Source organism: Galbitalea sp. SE-J8 (assembly GCF_030345695.1).
GTDB lineage: Bacteria > Actinomycetota > Actinomycetes > Actinomycetales > Microbacteriaceae > JAUASV01.
The window spans coordinates 12,923-29,023 of record NZ_JAUASV010000023.1 but is presented as its reverse complement, the minus strand read 5'-3'; the positions used below and the strand labels follow the sequence as shown (position 1 = coordinate 29,023).

Annotated in this window: 13 protein-coding genes; 9 read left to right on the top strand and 4 right to left on the bottom strand. The window is 72.3% G+C overall.

Features of this window, described 5'->3' with window-relative positions; all coding sequences use genetic code 11:
* Window positions 1-21 precede the first annotated feature (21 nt).
* Window positions 22-981: a quinone oxidoreductase family protein gene (locus QT381_RS13360; protein ID WP_289249532.1), complete on the bottom strand. Its 960-nt coding sequence runs from the start codon at window positions 979-981 to the stop codon at window positions 22-24.
* A 77-nt stretch (window positions 982-1,058) separates the two neighbouring features.
* On the opposite strand from QT381_RS13360, the gene QT381_RS13355 reads away from it, so the two are divergent.
* The 6 genes from QT381_RS13355 (at window position 1,059) to QT381_RS13330 (ending at window position 6,744) form a co-directional block, all read left to right on the top strand.
* Complete coding sequence (locus tag QT381_RS13355) at window positions 1,059-1,694, top strand: TetR family transcriptional regulator (RefSeq protein ID WP_289249531.1); 636 nt, start codon at window positions 1,059-1,061, stop codon at window positions 1,692-1,694.
* A 100-nt stretch (window positions 1,695-1,794) separates the two neighbouring features.
* The gene (locus tag QT381_RS13350) at window positions 1,795-2,625 is read left to right on the top strand and encodes an alpha/beta fold hydrolase (RefSeq protein WP_289249530.1); all 831 of its coding nucleotides are present in this window, start codon (window positions 1,795-1,797) and stop codon (window positions 2,623-2,625) included.
* Between the two features lie 73 nt (window positions 2,626-2,698).
* Window positions 2,699-3,718: an NAD(P)-dependent oxidoreductase gene (locus tag QT381_RS13345; RefSeq protein WP_289249529.1), complete on the top strand. Its 1,020-nt coding sequence runs from the start codon at window positions 2,699-2,701 to the stop codon at window positions 3,716-3,718.
* On the top strand, window positions 3,711-4,751 hold the full coding sequence (locus QT381_RS13340) for a D-alanine--D-alanine ligase family protein (RefSeq protein ID WP_289249528.1): 1,041 nt from the start codon (window positions 3,711-3,713) through the stop codon (window positions 4,749-4,751). The genes QT381_RS13345 and QT381_RS13340 overlap by 8 nt, the downstream gene beginning before the upstream one ends.
* Window positions 4,748-5,404, top strand: coding sequence for a D-Ala-D-Ala dipeptidase VanX (gene vanX, locus QT381_RS13335; RefSeq protein WP_289249527.1), 657 nt, complete (start codon window positions 4,748-4,750; stop codon window positions 5,402-5,404). Before QT381_RS13340 ends, vanX begins: the two co-directional genes overlap by 4 nt.
* Complete coding sequence (locus tag QT381_RS13330; protein WP_289249526.1) at window positions 5,401-6,744, top strand: UDP-N-acetylmuramoyl-tripeptide--D-alanyl-D-alanine ligase; 1,344 nt, start codon at window positions 5,401-5,403, stop codon at window positions 6,742-6,744. Before vanX ends, QT381_RS13330 begins: the two co-directional genes overlap by 4 nt.
* A gap of 61 nt (window positions 6,745-6,805) precedes the next feature.
* Here QT381_RS13330 and helR read toward each other — a convergent pair whose 3' ends face one another.
* Window positions 6,806-8,947 carry an RNA polymerase recycling motor ATPase HelR gene (gene helR, locus QT381_RS13325; RefSeq protein ID WP_289249525.1) on the bottom strand — a complete coding sequence of 714 codons (2,142 nt, stop codon included), beginning with the start codon at window positions 8,945-8,947 and terminating at the stop codon, window positions 6,806-6,808.
* Window positions 8,948-9,162: 215 nt separating this feature from the next.
* Complete coding sequence (gene argG, locus QT381_RS13320) at window positions 9,163-10,605, bottom strand: argininosuccinate synthase (protein ID WP_289249524.1); 1,443 nt, start codon at window positions 10,603-10,605, stop codon at window positions 9,163-9,165.
* Window positions 10,606-10,667: 62 nt separating this feature from the next.
* On the opposite strand from argG, the gene treS reads away from it, so the two are divergent.
* The gene (gene treS, locus QT381_RS13315; RefSeq protein WP_289249523.1) at window positions 10,668-12,926 is read left to right on the top strand and encodes a maltose alpha-D-glucosyltransferase; all 2,259 of its coding nucleotides are present in this window, start codon (window positions 10,668-10,670) and stop codon (window positions 12,924-12,926) included.
* Window positions 12,927-13,474: 548 nt separating this feature from the next.
* Here the strand turns inward: treS and trpD are convergent.
* Window positions 13,475-14,530: an anthranilate phosphoribosyltransferase gene (gene trpD / locus QT381_RS13310; RefSeq protein WP_289249522.1), complete on the bottom strand. Its 1,056-nt coding sequence runs from the start codon at window positions 14,528-14,530 to the stop codon at window positions 13,475-13,477.
* 75 nt (window positions 14,531-14,605) lie between these two features.
* On the opposite strand from trpD, the gene ctaE reads away from it, so the two are divergent.
* Window positions 14,606-15,241, top strand: coding sequence for an aa3-type cytochrome oxidase subunit III (gene ctaE, locus QT381_RS13305; RefSeq protein ID WP_289249521.1), 636 nt, complete (start codon window positions 14,606-14,608; stop codon window positions 15,239-15,241).
* Window positions 15,238-16,074: a cytochrome bc1 complex diheme cytochrome c subunit gene (gene qcrC, locus QT381_RS13300; RefSeq protein WP_289249520.1), complete on the top strand. Its 837-nt coding sequence runs from the start codon at window positions 15,238-15,240 to the stop codon at window positions 16,072-16,074. Before ctaE ends, qcrC begins: the two co-directional genes overlap by 4 nt.
* The last annotated feature ends 27 nt before the right edge of the window (window positions 16,075-16,101 follow it).

The following is a 16,101-nucleotide window of genomic DNA, read 5'->3' as shown; positions in this document are numbered from 1 at the left end:
TCGCCGGCCTCCCCGCCCGCGTCAGTCGGGCACGATGACCAGGCGGGTGCCCCGGAGGTCGGTGCGCGCCCACGCCTCCTCGATCCGGCTGAGGGGCATGGTCGTGACGTCGATGGCGAGTTCGCCGCTCCGCACCCAGTCGACGACCTGCTGGTAAGCCTCGGCCATACCGGTCGCCAGGTTGCGAGCGGCGCCGTAGATCTCCAGACCCGAGGTGCGCAGCGCGTCGCCCGTGAGGTGGATCGCCGGACCGGCGGATTCACCGATCTGGACCAGGCGCGTCGCCTTGGACAGGGCGAAGCTGTCGGGGGTGAGCGCGCGGGTGAGCTGTTCGGTGGGACGGCCCCAGAGGTAGTCGACCACCACGTCGTACCCGTCACCAGCCTGGTCTCGGAAGGCCCGCACCAGGTCGTCGTCGTCGACGGCCGTGTTGATCACCGCATCCACGCCGAGTGCCTTCAGCCCCTCGAGTGCGCCGGCATCGCGTCCCGTGGCGACGATGCGTCCGGCACCGAGCAGCCGCGCGACCTTGACCGCGAGCCGCCCGGCGACGCCCGTGGCACCCTGCACCAGCACCGTCTCGCCGGCGCTGAGGCCGGCCGCCGTGCGCATGCACATCGCGCTGATCGCCGACGAGAGCGCGGCCGCGCTCGGCGGCTCGATGCCCTCCGGGATCGGCGCGGTGTGCGCGGCGGGCACCACCGCGTACTGCGCGAGCGCTCCGTACGGCGGGACGACACCGCCGAAGCCGACGCGCGTCCCGTCGGGCAGCCGGCCGATGCCGTCGAAGCACGGGATCGCCGGGAGCGCCGCCTGGAACGCGTCCGCCGTGTAGTGGGTGCCGGCGACGATCGCCCGGTCGACGTTCTCCACCGCGACCGCCTCGACGGTCACGAGCACCTGCCCCTCTCCCGCCTCCGGATCCGGAAACTCCCGATAGCGCGGCGTCCCACCCGCACGATCCACGACTGCTGCCTTCACGACGCCTCCCTCTCTTACACCGTTAGAGCGCTACGCTCTGTCTAACACCGTAAGAGTGAGTCCGCAAGGAAGGCCGCATGGCACTGGATCGACAGCAGGTCATCGACGAGGCCCTGCGGATGGTCGACGCGGAGGGCCTCGATGCGCTCAACCTCCGCGCTCTCGCCGGACGACTCGGCGTGCGTGCCCCCACCCTGTACTGGCACATCGGCAGCAAGGCCGAGCTGCTCGACGCGCTCGCCGACGCCATCATGGACGAAGCGATCCGGGCGATTCCGCGCTTCCGGCCCGGCGACGGCTGGGCTCACTGGCTGCTGGCCGCCCTCATCGAGCTTCGCGCCGCGATGCTCCGTCACCGCGACGGTGCCCGAGTCGTCTCGGGTGCCCGGCTGTCCCTGCGACGCGGCGACTTCTCCGAGTCCGCGATGTCCACCCTCGTCGACCACGGGGTCGAGCTTCAGCGGGCGCGACTTCTCGTCCTCGCCGGCGAGCGCCTCGCGATCGGCTACGTGCTCGAAGAGCAGACACCCGTGGATGAGACGCAGCCGGCTCCCGCCGTCGAGGACCTCGTGCGCCGGTTCCCGGTCATGACCCGGGCGATCGGCCAGTACTTCTCCGACGGTCGGACCGCGGACGACCTCTTCCGGGACATCGCGCACCTCATCCTCGGGCCGCCCGACCCCGCGGCGTCCGACGGCGCCGACGGTCGGTGACTCGACGACCGCCGGGATCGCGGCCGCCCGCCGAGCGCGCTGACAGCGCGCGGCAGCCCGCGACAACGGCGTGACAGCGCCCGCCGCCTAGCGTCGGGCCATGAGAAGCACCGAGGCCTCCCCTCCCACGACCCGCACCGTCACCTCCGCCGACGGCACCACGATCGCCTACCGCCGCACCGGGCACGGTCCCGCACTCGTCGTCGTGCCGGGCAACAACCGCATGGCGCACAACTACGACCGACTCGCGGCCGAGCTCGCCGACGCGCACACCGTGTGCATCATCGAGCGCCGGGGGCGCGGCGGGAGCGGCCCCCAGGGCGCGGCATACGGTCTCGACCGCGAGATCGACGACCTGCTCGCAGTCGCCCGGGCGGAGGATGCACGCCTCGTGTTCGGCCACAGCTACGGCGGGCTCGTCGCCCTCTCGTCAGCGCTCGCCCGGCATCCGTTCGACAGGCTCGCCGTCTACGAGCCCGCGATCTCGCTCAACGGATCGTTCGACCTCTCGTTCCGCGAGGAGTTCCGCCGGCTGCTCGCCCGGGGCAAGCACGTCCGGGCGCTCGCCCTGTTCTTCCACCGGACCCGTCTCATCCCGCTCCCCCGCACGCCGTACGCCGTCTGCTGGGCGCTGTCCTGGCTGATGGCGGGGCACCCGAGCGAGGTGCGCGACCTGATGCCCACCACCGCGCCGGAGCTGGATGTCGTGGCCGGCGCCGACAGCGACGGATCGCGATACGCGTCGGTCTCGGCCGAGACGCTCCTGATCGGCGGCACGCGCGCGCCGGCGTACCTGACCGGTGTGCTCGACCCGCTCGCCCGCATCGTGCCCGACGCGCGGCACGTGACCCTCGACGGCGCCGACCACAACGCACCCGACGAGAGCGCACCGGCCCGCGTCGCGGGGGCGCTGCGCGCGTTCCTCGCCTGACGCCGCCGTTCAGATCCGCACTCTCTCGGTATGCCGTGACCGTCTGCCGCGATCGGGGGTGTTGACTGGACCCATGGCCTCCGTCGACCCCGCCCTCACCCGGCCGCGTGTCGCGGATGTCACCCTCCGGGTCACCGCGTTCGGGTGCGATGCGGATGAGGCGGCACTGCTGCGCGCGCTCGCACCGGGACTCGGCGTCGACGCGGTCATCGCATCCGCCTCCCTCGACGCGGCGATGAACGAGCTCACCCCGGAGGACCGCTGCATCAGCGTCAGCCACCACGAGAGCATCACCGCGCACCACCTCGACGCGCTGAGCGCCGCGGGGGTGCGCTACATCTCCACGCGCAGCATCGGCACCGACCACATCGACGTGGTGCACGCGGAGCGGGTCGGCATCGAGGTCGGGAACGTCTCCTACTCCCCCGGCAGCGTCGCCGACTACACCCTCATGCTCATGCTCATGACGCTGCGGCACGCGCGGTCGATGATCCGCCGCACCCACGAGCACGACTACCGGCTGCACGAGGAGCGCGGACGCGAGCTCGGCGACCTCACGGTCGGCGTCGTCGGCACCGGCCGCATCGGCTCGGCCGTCATCGACCGCCTGCGCGGATTCGGCAGCCGCATCCTCACCCTCGACGCGCGTCGCACCGGCGCCCCGGGCGAGGTGCCGCTCGACGAGCTGCTCAGGGTCAGCGACGTGATCACGCTGCACGCGCCCCTCACCGCCGAGACACGTCACCTGCTCGACGCCGCCAGCATCGCGCGGATGAAGGCGGATGCGATCATCGTCAACACCGCCCGCGGCGCGCTCATCGACACGGTCGCCCTGATCGAGGCCCTCGAGGAGGGACGGCTCGGCGGCGCCGCCCTGGACGTGCTCGAGGAGGAGACCGGCCTGTTCTACGCCGACCACTCCGGCGACCACACCTCGGCGCCGATCGAGACCACCCTCGCGGGCCGCCTGCGCGACCTGCCGAACGTCGTGCTGAGCCCCCACTCCGCCTACTTCACCGACCACGCGCTGCGCGACATGGTCGGCAACTCTCTGAACAACTGCCTGGAATTCGACGGGAGACAGCGTGGCTAAGGTCAGGATCGGCATCATCTTCGGCGGACGGTCGGAGGAGCATCCGATCTCGGTGAAGTCGGTGCGACAGGTGGCCGAGAGCCTCGATCGCGAGGCCTACGAGCCGTATTTCATCGGCATCACGCGCGATGGCGCCTGGCGGCTGTGCGAGGACACGGCCGACGGATGGGAGACCGAGCGCTCGCGCCCCGCGGTGCTCTCCCCCGACCCCGGCGTGCACGGGCTGCTCGTGCTCGACGAGGGGAGCTTCGAGACGATCGAGCTCGACGTCGTGCTGCCCGTGCTGCACGGCCGGTTCGGCGAGGACGGCGCGATCCAGGGGCTCTTCGAGCTCTCCGGCATCCCCTACGTGGGCTGCGACGTCGCGGCATCCGCGATCTGCATGGACAAGTCGCTCGCGTACGTCGTCGTGCGCGAAGCCGGCATCGCGACCCCGGACTTCTGGATCGTGCGCGGCGATGGCGACGTCGACCCCGCGTCGCTCCCCTACCCCGTGTTCGTGAAGCCCGCGCGCTCGGGCTCCTCGTTCGGCGTGAGCAAGGTCACCGGGCCCGACGAGCTGCAGGCGGCGATCGAGGTCGCGCGCGCGTACGACCCCAAGGTGCTGATCGAGAGCGCCGTCGTCGGCGAGGAGATCGGATGCTCCGTGCTCGGCGATCCCGCCGACCCCACCCTCGGCGAGCTCGACCGCGTCGCCGTCACGTCCGGCTTCTTCCGCATCCACCAGGAGGCGACCCCGGAGCAGGGCTCGCAGAACTCCTCGTTCATCGTGCCGGCCGACATCTCCGATGAGGCCCGCGCGCTCGTTCGGGAGACGGCCGAGGCGATCTACCGCGCGCTCGGATGCTCGGGCATCGCGCGGGTCGACACGTTCCTGACCCCCGACGGTCGCGTCGTGCTCAACGAGGTCAACACGCTCCCCGGCCTCACCTCGTACAGCCGGTACCCGCGGATGATGGCTGCCGCCGGCCTCCCGCTCACGGTGGTGATCGACCGCATCGTCACGTCCGCCCTGACGGATCGACGTCGGTGAACCCGGACTTCGCGTTCGTCGACGAGGTCGTGCCCGGCATCCGCTGGGATGCCAAGTACGCCACCTGGGACAACTTCACCGGCAAGCCCGTCGACGGCTACGTCGTGAACCGGATGGTCGCGAGTCGCGCGATGTGCGACGGGCTGCGAGCGGCGCGCGACGCGGCGGCATCCGCCGGCCTCGGCCTGCTGCTGTGGGACGCGTACCGTCCGCAGCGCGCGGTGGACGCGTTCCTGCGCTGGTCGCAGGAACCGGAGGACGCCGGCATCCGCGCCCGGTTCCACCCCCGCATCACCCGGGTCGACATGATCGAGCTCGGCTACGTCGCGACCCGCTCCGGTCACAGCCGCGGCGCGGCCGTCGACCTGACGGCGTACGCGCTCGACACCGGCGCGCTGCTCGCGATGGGCACCCGCCACGACCTCATGGACGTGCGCTCGCACCACGGCGCGGAGGGCGTCACCGCGGAGGAGACCCGCAACCGCGAGACGCTGCGCGGCCTGATGGAGGGTGCGGGATTCGTCGCCTTCGAGAACGAGTGGTGGCACTACTCGCTGCGCGACGAGCCGTTCCCCGACGAGTACTTCGACTTCCCCATCGACGAGCACCCCGCGGACGAGCACCCCGCCGACGAGCACGGAGCAGACGGATGATCCCCCTCACCCTCGCCGAGATCGCCACGGTCGTCGGCGGCAGCGTCGCGGGCGACCCGGCCGTGACGGTCACCGCGCCCGCCGTGCTCGACGGCCGGATCTCGGCGCCGGGCGGCCTGTTCGTCGCGTTCGCCGGAGAGCGCGTCGACGGCCACGACTTCGCGGCGCAGGCCGGCGCCGCCGGCGCCGTGGCCGTGCTCGGCTCGCGCCCGACGGCCCTGCCGACGGTCGTCGTGACGGATGCCGAGGCGGCGCTCCAGGCGCTCGCGCGGCACGTGGTCGGCATCCTGCGCGAGCGGCTCGCCGTCGTCGCCATCACGGGCTCGCAGGGCAAGACGAGCACGAAGGATCTGCTCACCGCGGTGCTCGCGAGCGCCGGGCCGACGGTCGCGAACCTCGGCAACCTCAACAACGAGCTCGGCGTGCCCGTCACGATGCTGCGCGCCGACGCGGGCACCCGCTACCTCGTGCTGGAGATGGGCGCGCGCCGCGTCGGCGACATCGCGCGGCTCACGGGCCTCGTGGCGCCGGACGTGTCGATCGTGCTCAACGTCGGCAAGGCGCACCTGGGCGAGTTCGGCTCGCAGGACGCCATCGCCCGCGCCAAGGGCGAGCTCGTGCAGGGCGTCGCCCGCGGCGGCACCGCGGTGCTCAACGCCGACGACCCGCGGGTCGCCGCGATGCGCTCGCTCACCGACGCCGCCGTGCTCAGCTACGGCCGCGAGGAGCCGGCCGACGTGCGCGTCGAGGACCTCGCTCTCGACGCCCTCGGACGCCCGTCGTTCACGCTGCGCACCGTTGATGCCGCCGCGCACGTCGACCTGCCCATCCTCGGCGCGCACCAGGCGCTCAATGCCGCGGGCGTCGCGGCCGCCGCCCTGGCGCTCGGCCTGTCGCTCGACGCCGTGGCGGCGGCGCTCGGCGGGGTCGCGCTCACCGCCAAGCGCCTGCAGGTGCGCCGCCTCGCCGGCGGGGCGACGCTGCTCGACGACACCTACAACGCGAGCCCCGGGTCGATGCGCTCGGCGCTCGACACGCTCGTCGCGGTGGACGGCACGCGCCGCATCGCCGTGCTCGGCGAGATCCTCGAGCTCGGCGACGCGAGCCCCGACGAGCACCGGCAGGTCGGCGCCTACGCCGTCGGCCGCGCCGACGTCGTCATCGCGATCGGCGAGCGGGTGCGTCCGCTCGCCGAGGGCGCCGGCGCGGTCGCCGTCGCGGTCGACGACAACGCCGCGGCCATCGAGTGGCTGCACGAGAACCTCGCGGCGGGCGACGTCGTGCTCGTGAAGGCGTCGCACGGATCGCGCCTCGACGAGGTGGCGAACGCGCTCGGCTAGCGTGCCGCAGGATCGGCGCGAGCCGTGCCGCGGGCCCCGCCGAGCCCGGCGCGCCCGCGGATCAGCCCAGCACGACGAGCTCGCGGGTCGCGCGCGTCATCGAGACGTAGCGGTCGACGGCTCCCTCGATGCCGCCGCCGAGCGCGTCGGGGTCGACGAGCACGACGAGGTCGAACTCGAGCCCCTTCGCCGTCTCCGGCGTGAGCGAGCTGACCCGGTCGGTCGGGGTGAACGTCGGATCGCCGATGACGCACGCGACTCCGTCCGCGTTCGCCGCGAGCCAGTCCGCGAGCACCGCGTCGCGCTCCGCGACCGTGCCGTAGCGCACCGGGACGCCCGTCGAACGCACCGACGTCGGCACGTTCGCGTCGGGCAGCGCGACACGGATGACGGGCTCGGCCGCCGCCATCACCTCGGCGGGCGTGCGGTAGTTGACCGTCAGCGTCTCGACGCTCGCCTCCGTGAGACCGACCCGGCGCAGCCGCTCCTGCCACGACTCGGCGAATCCGTGGCGCGCCTGGGCGCGGTCCCCGACCACGGTGAAGCTGCGCGACGGGCAGCGCCGCACGAGCATCCGCCACTGCGCGTCCGTGAGCTCCTGCGCCTCGTCGACGATGACGTGCGCGAACGGCCCGGCGAGCGGGTCGCCGGAGACGGATGCCGCATCGGCACCCGCGAACAGCAGCGAGTTCTGCGCGTCCTCGCGCCGCAGCATCGACATCACGAGCATCTCGCTGTCGTCGGCGGCGATGAGGTCGTCGATGACCCGCGCGTAGCGCTCGCGCTCGTCGGCGAGCTCGGCCTCCTCGCGGCGGCGGCGCCGGGCGGCGTCCGGATCGCCGACGCGCTGCCGCGCCGCGTCGAGAAGCGGCAGGTCGGCGTCCGCCCAGGCGCGCGGGTCCGGGCGCTGCAGGAGCGCGACGTCGTCGTCGTCGAGCCACGGCGCGCACCGGCGCAGGAAGTCCGGGTTCGACCAGAGCTCCGCGACGAGACCGACCGGGTCCAGCAGCGGCCAGGCGCGATCGATCGCCGCGCGCAGCTCGGCGTCGCCCTGCAGCGCGCGCGACGCGCCCGCGGCATCCGCGCCGAGCCGGTCGGCGACGATCGCGAGCACCTCCTCGCGCACCTGGTCGCGGGCCTCGTTGTGCGACAGGCCGGGGTCGACCGCGTCGAACGCGTCGGCCCAGTCGTCCGGCCGCAGCACCACGTCCGCCCAATCGGTCTCCACGACCACGGGGCGCGCGGGCGGCTCCTCACGCTCCCGAACGGCGCGTTCGATCGCCCGCTCCAGACCGCCGCCCGCCTTGAGCCGTGCGACCGCGGCATCCGTCTCGACGCGCGCGCTCGCGCCCTCCGGCACCAGGTCGCGGGGCGTGCAGGTGCGCACGCCGTCCTCGCCGAGGCTCGGCAGCACGTCGGCGACGTAGCCGAGGTAGGGCTCGTGCGGTCCGACGACGAGCACTCCCCCGCGGGCGACGCGCTCGTCGGCGTAGAGCAGGTAGGCGGCGCGGTGCAGGGCGACGACGGTCTTGCCGGTGCCCGGACCGCCGTCGACGACGAGCGCGCCGCGCGCCGAGGCCCGGATGATGGCGTCCTGGTCGGCCTGCAGGGTCGCGAGCACGTCCCGCATCCGTGCGGACCGGCTCGCGCCGAGGCTCGCGATGAACGCCGACTCCTCGTCGAGCGACGCGAGGTCCTGGCGCGCGGCCTCGGTGAGCGCCTCGTCCCAGTAGTCCACGATCCGTCCGTCGGCCCAGCGGTAGCGGCGGCGCGTGGCGAGGCCCATCGGATCCGCGAGCGTCGCGGCGAAGAACGGCGCGGCGGCCGGCGCCCGCCAGTCGACGAGCAGACGGCGGCCGTCGGGGGCGAGCAGCCCGATGCGGCCGATGTAGACGGGCTCGAGGTCGTCGGTCGCGACGAGCCGGCCGAGGCACACGTCCAGCCGGAACCGGCGCAGCGTGCGCAGCCGGGCCGTGATCCGGTGCACGTCGAGGTCCCGGTCGAGGGCCTCCTGACCGCCGCCGACGGCCGTGCGGCGGGCGGCGGCGAGGCGCTCCTCCTGCGCGGCGACGTCGGCGTCGATGGCCGCGGCGATCGCGGCGAGATGCCGCTCGTCGGCGACGGTGCGTGCGGGGTCGGCCTTCGCGGCGAGGCGCTCGGGCAGGTCGAAGATGCGGGACGGGGCGGTGCGGGCGGTAGTCACGGTCGTCGATTGTGCGCGCCGAGGGGGGTCTTGCGGCAAGCCCCCCGGTGCGCTATACGTTGAAAGTGGGGGGCATCGTCGTCGTGATCTCATCCGCGTGAGGACGATCTGCGCGTGTGAGGTCGACGCAAACCGTCCTCACACGCGCGATTCGTCCTCACACGGAACCAGGCGGGCCGGGCGGGCGGCCCGGCGCGCGGGCCGAGCCGGGCGACTCAGTCGGTGCCGGAGTCGAACGCCGAGCCCTCGTTCGCCTCGTCGAGCGCCTCCGCCGCCGCGGCATCCGCGCTCGTGCCCGGCTCGACCTCGCCGAGGATGCGCGAGGCCGCGCCCTCCTCGAGCGTGCCGACGAGCTCGGCCGTCGCGCCGCCGATGATCCCGGATGCCGCATACTGCTCGAGCCGCGAGCGCGAGTCGGCGATGTCCAGATTGCGCATCGTCAGCTGGCCGATCCGGTCGTCCGGCCCGAACGCGGCGTCGCCGACGCGCTCCATCGAGAGCTTCTCCGGGTGGTAGCTCAGGTGCGGGCCCGACGTGTCGAGGATCGTGTAGTCGTCACCACGGCGCAGGCGCAGGGTGACCTCGCCGGTCACGGCCGAGCCCACCCAGCGCTGGATCGACTCGCGCAGCATGAGCGACTGCGGGTCGAGCCAGCGGCCCTCGTACATGAGGCGGCCGAGGCGGCGGCCCTCCGCGTGGTAGTTCGCGATGGTGTCCTCGTTGTGGATCGCGTTCAGCAGGCGCTCGTAGGCGATGTGCAGCAGCGCCATGCCCGGCGCCTCGTAGATGCCCCGGCTCTTCGCCTCGATGATGCGGTTCTCGATCTGGTCGGAGGCGCCGAGCCCGTGGCGGCCGCCGACCGCGTTCGCCTCGTAGACGAGCGCGACCGCATCCGGGAACTCGCGACCGTTGATCGCGACCGGACGTCCCGCCTCGAAGCGCACGGTCACGGTCTCCGTCGCGACCTCCACGTCGTCGCGCCAGGCCGCGACGCCCATGATCGGGTCGACGATGTCGAGACCGCTCGAGAGCTCCTCGAGGTTCTTCGCCTCGTGCGTCGCGCCCCAGATGTTCGCGTCGGTCGAGTACGCCTTCTCGGTCGAGTCGCGGTACGGGAAGCCGTGCGCGACGAGCCACTCGCTCATCTCCTTGCGCCCGCCGAGCTCCGACACGAACTGCGTGTCGAGCCACGGCTTGTAGATGCGCAGCGCCGGGTTCGCCATCAGCCCGTAGCGGTAGAACCGCTCGATGTCGTTGCCCTTGTACGTGGACCCGTCGCCCCAGATGTCGACGCCGTCGGCCTTCATCGCACGCACGAGCATCGTGCCGGTCACCGCGCGGCCGAGCGGGGTCGTGTTGAAGTAGGTCTTGCCGCCCGAGCGGATGTGGAACGCTCCGCACTGCAGGGCGACGAGCCCCTCCTCGACGAGCGCGGCCTTCGCGTCGACGAGACGCGCGATCTCCGCGCCGTACTCCGCGGCGCGGGCGGGCACGGTGTCGATCTCGGGCTCGTCGTACTGGCCGATGTCGGCCGTGTACGTGCACGGGATCGCGCCCTTGTCGCGCATCCAGGCGACGGCGCACGAGGTGTCGAGACCTCCGGAGAATGCGATGCCGACGCGTTCGCCGACGGGGAGGGAGGAGAGCACCTTGGACATGGCTCCCAGGGTATCGGCGCAGCGCGGGTGCTCCGCGCCGCGCGCCCCCTACGCTGATCCCGATGAGCGACGACACCCTTCTCCCAGCGGATGACGCGGCCGAGCCGGTCGCGGAGGTCGCCCCCGAGATCAGCTACGACGAGCAGCGCTACCCGGCCCGCCCGCGGCGGCTGCGCCCGCGCGACCAGTTCCGCACCGGCACGCCGCGACGGTTCACGACCGACCCGCGCACGGCGAACGCGTCGAACCCGTCCTACGTGGAGTGGCTGGTGCGCCAGTCGATGCTCAAGGACGCCGACGTGCTCAGCCGCCAGCTCTCCGGCCAGCCGAGCATGTGGCGCAACCCCTACGCGCGCCCCGACGCCCGGCGCGCGATCGCGACGACCGACGTCTGGTTCACGGCGTATCCGATCTCGCTCATCACGCGCCCCGGCCAGTCGTTCCTGGACGCGCTCGGCGACGAGGAGCTCTGGCGCGCCTTCGCGCGCATCGGTATCACCGGCATCCACACCGGTCCGGTCAAGCGCGCGGGCGGCATCACGGGCTGGCAGGAGACGCCGAGCGTCGACGGCCACTTCGACCGCATCTCGACGCAGATCGACCCGGCGTTCGGCGACGCGGACGCCTTCCGCCGGCTCAGCGACGTCGCCGACGCCTACGGCGGCAGCGTCATCGACGACATCGTGCCCGGTCACACCGGCAAGGGCGCCGACTTCCGCCTCGCCGAGATGGCCTACAAGGACTACCCCGGCATCTACCACATGGTCGAGATCCCCGAGGAGGACTGGGCGCTGCTGCCCGACGTGCCCGAGGGCCGCGACGCGGTCAACCTCGACCCGGCATCCGAGCGCGAGCTGAGCGAGCGCGGCTACATCATCGGCGAGCTGCAGCGCGTGATCTTCTACATGCCGGGGGTCAAGGAGACCAACTGGAGCGCGACGGATGCCGTGGTCGGCACCGACGGCGTCATCCGTCGCTGGGTCTACCTGCACTACTTCAAGCAGGGCCAGCCCTCGATCAACTGGCTCGATCCGACTTTCGCGGGCATGCGCCTCGTGATCGGCGACGCGCTGCACTCCCTCGGCGACCTGGGCACGAGCGCACTGCGCCTCGACGCGAACGGCTTCCTCGGCGTCGAGAAGAGCACCGAGGGCCTGCCGGCCTGGAGCGAGGGGCATCCGCTCTCCCAGGCCGCGAACCACATCATCGCGGGCATGGTGCGCAAGGTGGGCGGCTTCACGTTCCAGGAGCTCAACCTCACGATCGAGGACATCCGCGACACGGCCGCGGTCGGCGCCGACCTGTCCTACGACTTCGTCAGCCGGCCCGGGTACCAGCACGCGCTCGCCACCGGGCAGACCGAGTTCCTGCGGCTCACGCTCACGACGAGCCTCGAGCTCGGCGTCGAGCCGGTCGGACTCGTGCACGGCATGCAGAACCACGACGAGCTCACCTACGAGCTCGTGCACTGGGCGACGACGCACCGCGACGACGTGTACTACTTCCGGCACCGGGAGATCACGGGCGCCGAGCTCGCCGAGGAGATCCGCGCCGACCTGACCCGGGTGCTGACGGGCGAGGCGGACTACAACCGCGTGTTCACCCAGAACGGCATCGCGTGCACGACCGCCTCGGTCATCGCCGCGTCGCAGGGCATCACCGACCTCGCGGATGTCGACGACGCGGCCGCCGCCCGCATCCGCGACGCGCACCTGCTGCTCGCGAAGTACAACGCCTGGCAGCCGGGCGTGTTCGCGCTCTCCGGCTGGGACCTCACAGGCATGCTCACGGTGCCCGCCGCCGAGGTCGCCGACCTGATCGCGACCGGCGACACGCGCTGGATCGAGCGCGGCGCGCACGACCTGCTCGACGCGGCGCCCGAGGCCACCCGATCCTCCTCGGGGATGCCTCGCGGCCGCGCGCTGTACGGCGCACTTCCCGCCCAGCTCGAGGATCCGGGCTCGTTCGCGTCCGGTCTCGGCGAGGTGCTGCGCATCCGTCGCGAGAACGGCATCGCCGCGGCGACGCAGGTCGACATCCCGCACGTGGCGGTGCCGAGCATGCTCGTGCTCGTGCACCGGCTCGACGAGGGCTCCCGCGCCGAGGACGCCCCGACCCAGGTGACGGTGCTCAACTTCTCGGGCGAGGCGATCGAGGGCACCGTGCACTCGGATGCTCTCCCCCACCGCCACGACGTCGTCGACGCCGCGACGGGCGAGACGATCGGCCGGGTCGACGACCTGAGCAGCTTCTCGGTCTCGCTCGAGCCGTACGGCGGACTGTTCCTCACGCTGCGCCCGGCGCCCGTCGAGGAGGGGTGAGCCGGCGCGCGCGTCGAGGAGGGGTGACCCGGCGCGCGTCGAGGAGGGGTGACCCGGGCGCCCGTCGAGGCGCCCGGGGCGCATAGCCTCGCGACCGGCGCTCACCCGAGCGTCTTTCCCGCTCACCCGACCGGGTTTCCCGAACCAACCCGGAATTCCGCTCGGCCCGGAGTAACACGCTCGGGTGACGAGGGCACGTCGAGGAGGGGTGACCCGGGCGCCCGAGCCCCCGAGCACCCAGGCGCGCGTCGAGGAGGGGTGACCCGGGCGCGGGTCGAGGCGCCCGGGGGGCATGCCTCGCGACCGGCGAGCACACTCACCCGAGCGTGTTTCCCGCTCACCCGACCGGGTTTCCCGAACCGACCCGGAATTCCGCTCGGCCCGGAGTAACACGCTCGGGTGACGAGGGCACGTCGAGCACCCCCAGCACCCCCAGCACCCGCACCCCCAGCACCCAGCACCCGGCACCCGGCACCCAGCACCCCCAGCACCCGCACATCCGAGCACACCCGGCACCCGGCACCCGGCACCCGGCACCCGAGCGTCGGTCAGCGCCGCGTCGCGGCCGCCCACTCCTCGAGCTTCGCTGCCGCGGCGCCGCTGTCGACGACGCTCGCCGCCACGGCGAGCTTGTCGCGCAGGCGCTCGACGATCGGCACCGTGACGAGCTCCGGGTCGTGGGCGAGCGCGAACGCGACGAGCCCGGCCGCGGCGTTCAGCAGCACGACGTCGCGCACGGCTCCGCCTTCGCCGCCGAGCACCGCGCGGATGACGGCGGCGTTCGCCTCGGGCGTCGTGCCGAGCAGGTCCTCGATGCGCGAGCGCGGGATGCCGAGGTCGCGCGGGTCGAGGTCGTGCTCGGTGACAGCGCCGCGGCTCACCTCCCAGATGTGGGAGTGCCCCGTCGTCGTGAGCTTGTCGATGCCGTCGTCGCCGCGGTAGACGAGGGCGGTCGCGCCGCGGGTCTGGAACACGCCGACCACGAGCGGCACCCGCTCGAGGTGCGCGACGCCGACCGCGCTCGCCTCGGGACGCGCCGGATTGCACAGCGGCCCGAGGATGTTGAACAGGGTCGAGATGCCGAGCTGCGCCCGGGTGGGGCCCGCGTGCCGGAATCCGGGGTGGAAGCGCGCGGCGAACGCGAACGTGATGCCCGTCTCGGCGAGCACCTGGGCGACGCGCGCCGGCTCGATCTGGATGTCCACGCCGAGCGCGGTCAGCACGTCGGACGCCCCCGACTTCGAGCTCGCGCCGCGGTTGCCGTGCTTGACCACCGGCACCCCCGCGGCGGCGCAGATGACGGATGCCACCGACGAGATGTTGAGCACCGCGCCGTACGGATCCCCACCGGTGCCGACGATGTCGAGCACATCCGGGTCGACGTCGAGCTTCTCGGCGTGCGCGAGCGCCGCATCCCGGAACCCGACGATCTCGTCGACAGTCTCGCCCTTGAACCGCAGCGCGGTCAGCAGGCCGCCGAGCTGCGCCTCGGTCGCCGCCCCCGACATCACCCGCTCCATGGCCCATTCGGCCTCCGCGATGGAGAGGTCGTGGCCGGTCACGAGCGACTCGAGAATGGCGGGCCAGGTGAGCGCGGCGGGCATGTCCCGAATCCTACCGAGCGACACGCGGCGTGCCGGAGTCGGGTCCGTGCGGGTCCGACGAGAGGCCATAATGGGATGGTGACTACGACACCGCTCTCGCGTCCCCTGTCGGCGCCGGTGGTCAACCGTCCGAACACCGTCGCTGTCGGCACGATCGTGTGGCTCGGCAGCGAAGTGATGTTCTTCGCCGGACTGTTCGCCATCTACTTCACCCTGCGCTCGACCTCGCCGGAGCTGTGGGCCTCGCAGACCGAGAAGCTCAACGTGTACTTCTCCGGGTTCAACACCGCGGTGCTCATCGCGTCGTCGTTCACGTGCCAGTTCGGCGTGTTCGCCGCCGAGCGTCTCCAGCACCGCCGCAAGAGCTGGAAGATCACCGAGTGGGGCATGGTCGAGTGGTTCTTCGTCACCTACGTGATGGGCGCGATGTTCATCATCGGCCAGATCTACGAGTACTCGAACCTCATGATGCACGAGGGCGTGCTCATCAACTCCGACCCCTACGGCTCCGCCTTCTACCTCACCACGGGCTTCCACGGCCTGCACGTGACGTGCGGCCTCATCGCGTTCCTGCTCGTGATCGGCCGCGCCTACGCGGTGAAGAATTTCGGTCACAAGGAGGCGACGAGCGCGATCGTCGTCTCCTACTACTGGCACTTCGTCGACGTCGTCTGGATCGCGCTGTTCTTCGTGATCTACATCCTCAAATGAGAGAAAGCAGCGGAGTGCCCAGCACCAAGTCGTCCTCCCGCGCCGCAGCGCGCGGCCGTCGTCCGGCCCGGCGTGGCCCGCTCGCGACCATCGCCCTGCTCGTGATCGGCCTCGCGGCCACCGGCGGCGTGTACTCGCTGTTCACGGCCACCGCATCCGCCGACTCCGCGACGACCGTCGCCGCCGACCAGGTCGGCGAGGGCCAGAAGCTCTACCAGGCCAACTGCGCGAGCTGCCACGGCCTGCAGCTCGAGGGCACGGATGACGCCCCCACGCTGGTCGGCGTCGGCGCGGCCGCCGTCGACTTCCAGGTCGGCACCGGCCGCATGCCCGCCGCCGCGAGCGGCCCGCAGGCGGAGAAGAAGCCCGTGCAGTTCACGGACGACCAGGTCAAGGCGCTCGCGGCCTACGTCGCGACGATCGGTGTCGGTCCGGCGATCCCGGCCGCGGAGTACACCGACGGCGAGGGCGACCCGGCGCACGGCGGGGAGCTGTTCCGCACCAACTGCGCGATGTGCCACAACGTCGCAGGGGCCGGCGGCGCGCTCACCGAGGGCAAGTTCGCCCCCGCGCTCACGGGCGTGACGGGCACGCACATCTACGAGGCGATGCTCACCGGCCCGCAGAACATGCCGGTGTTCAACGACCTCAACCTGTCGCCCACCGACAAGAAGGACATCATCGCCTACCTCAAGTACCTCGAGGCGAACCCCTCGCCCGGCGGTTTCGAGCTCGGCAACCTCGGTCCGGTGGCCGAGGGCCTGTTCATCTGGATCTTCGGCCTCGGCGCCGTCGTCGCGGTGACCGTGTGGCTCACCGCGAAATCCAACTGACCTCCCACAACAGCACAGCCAGCACAG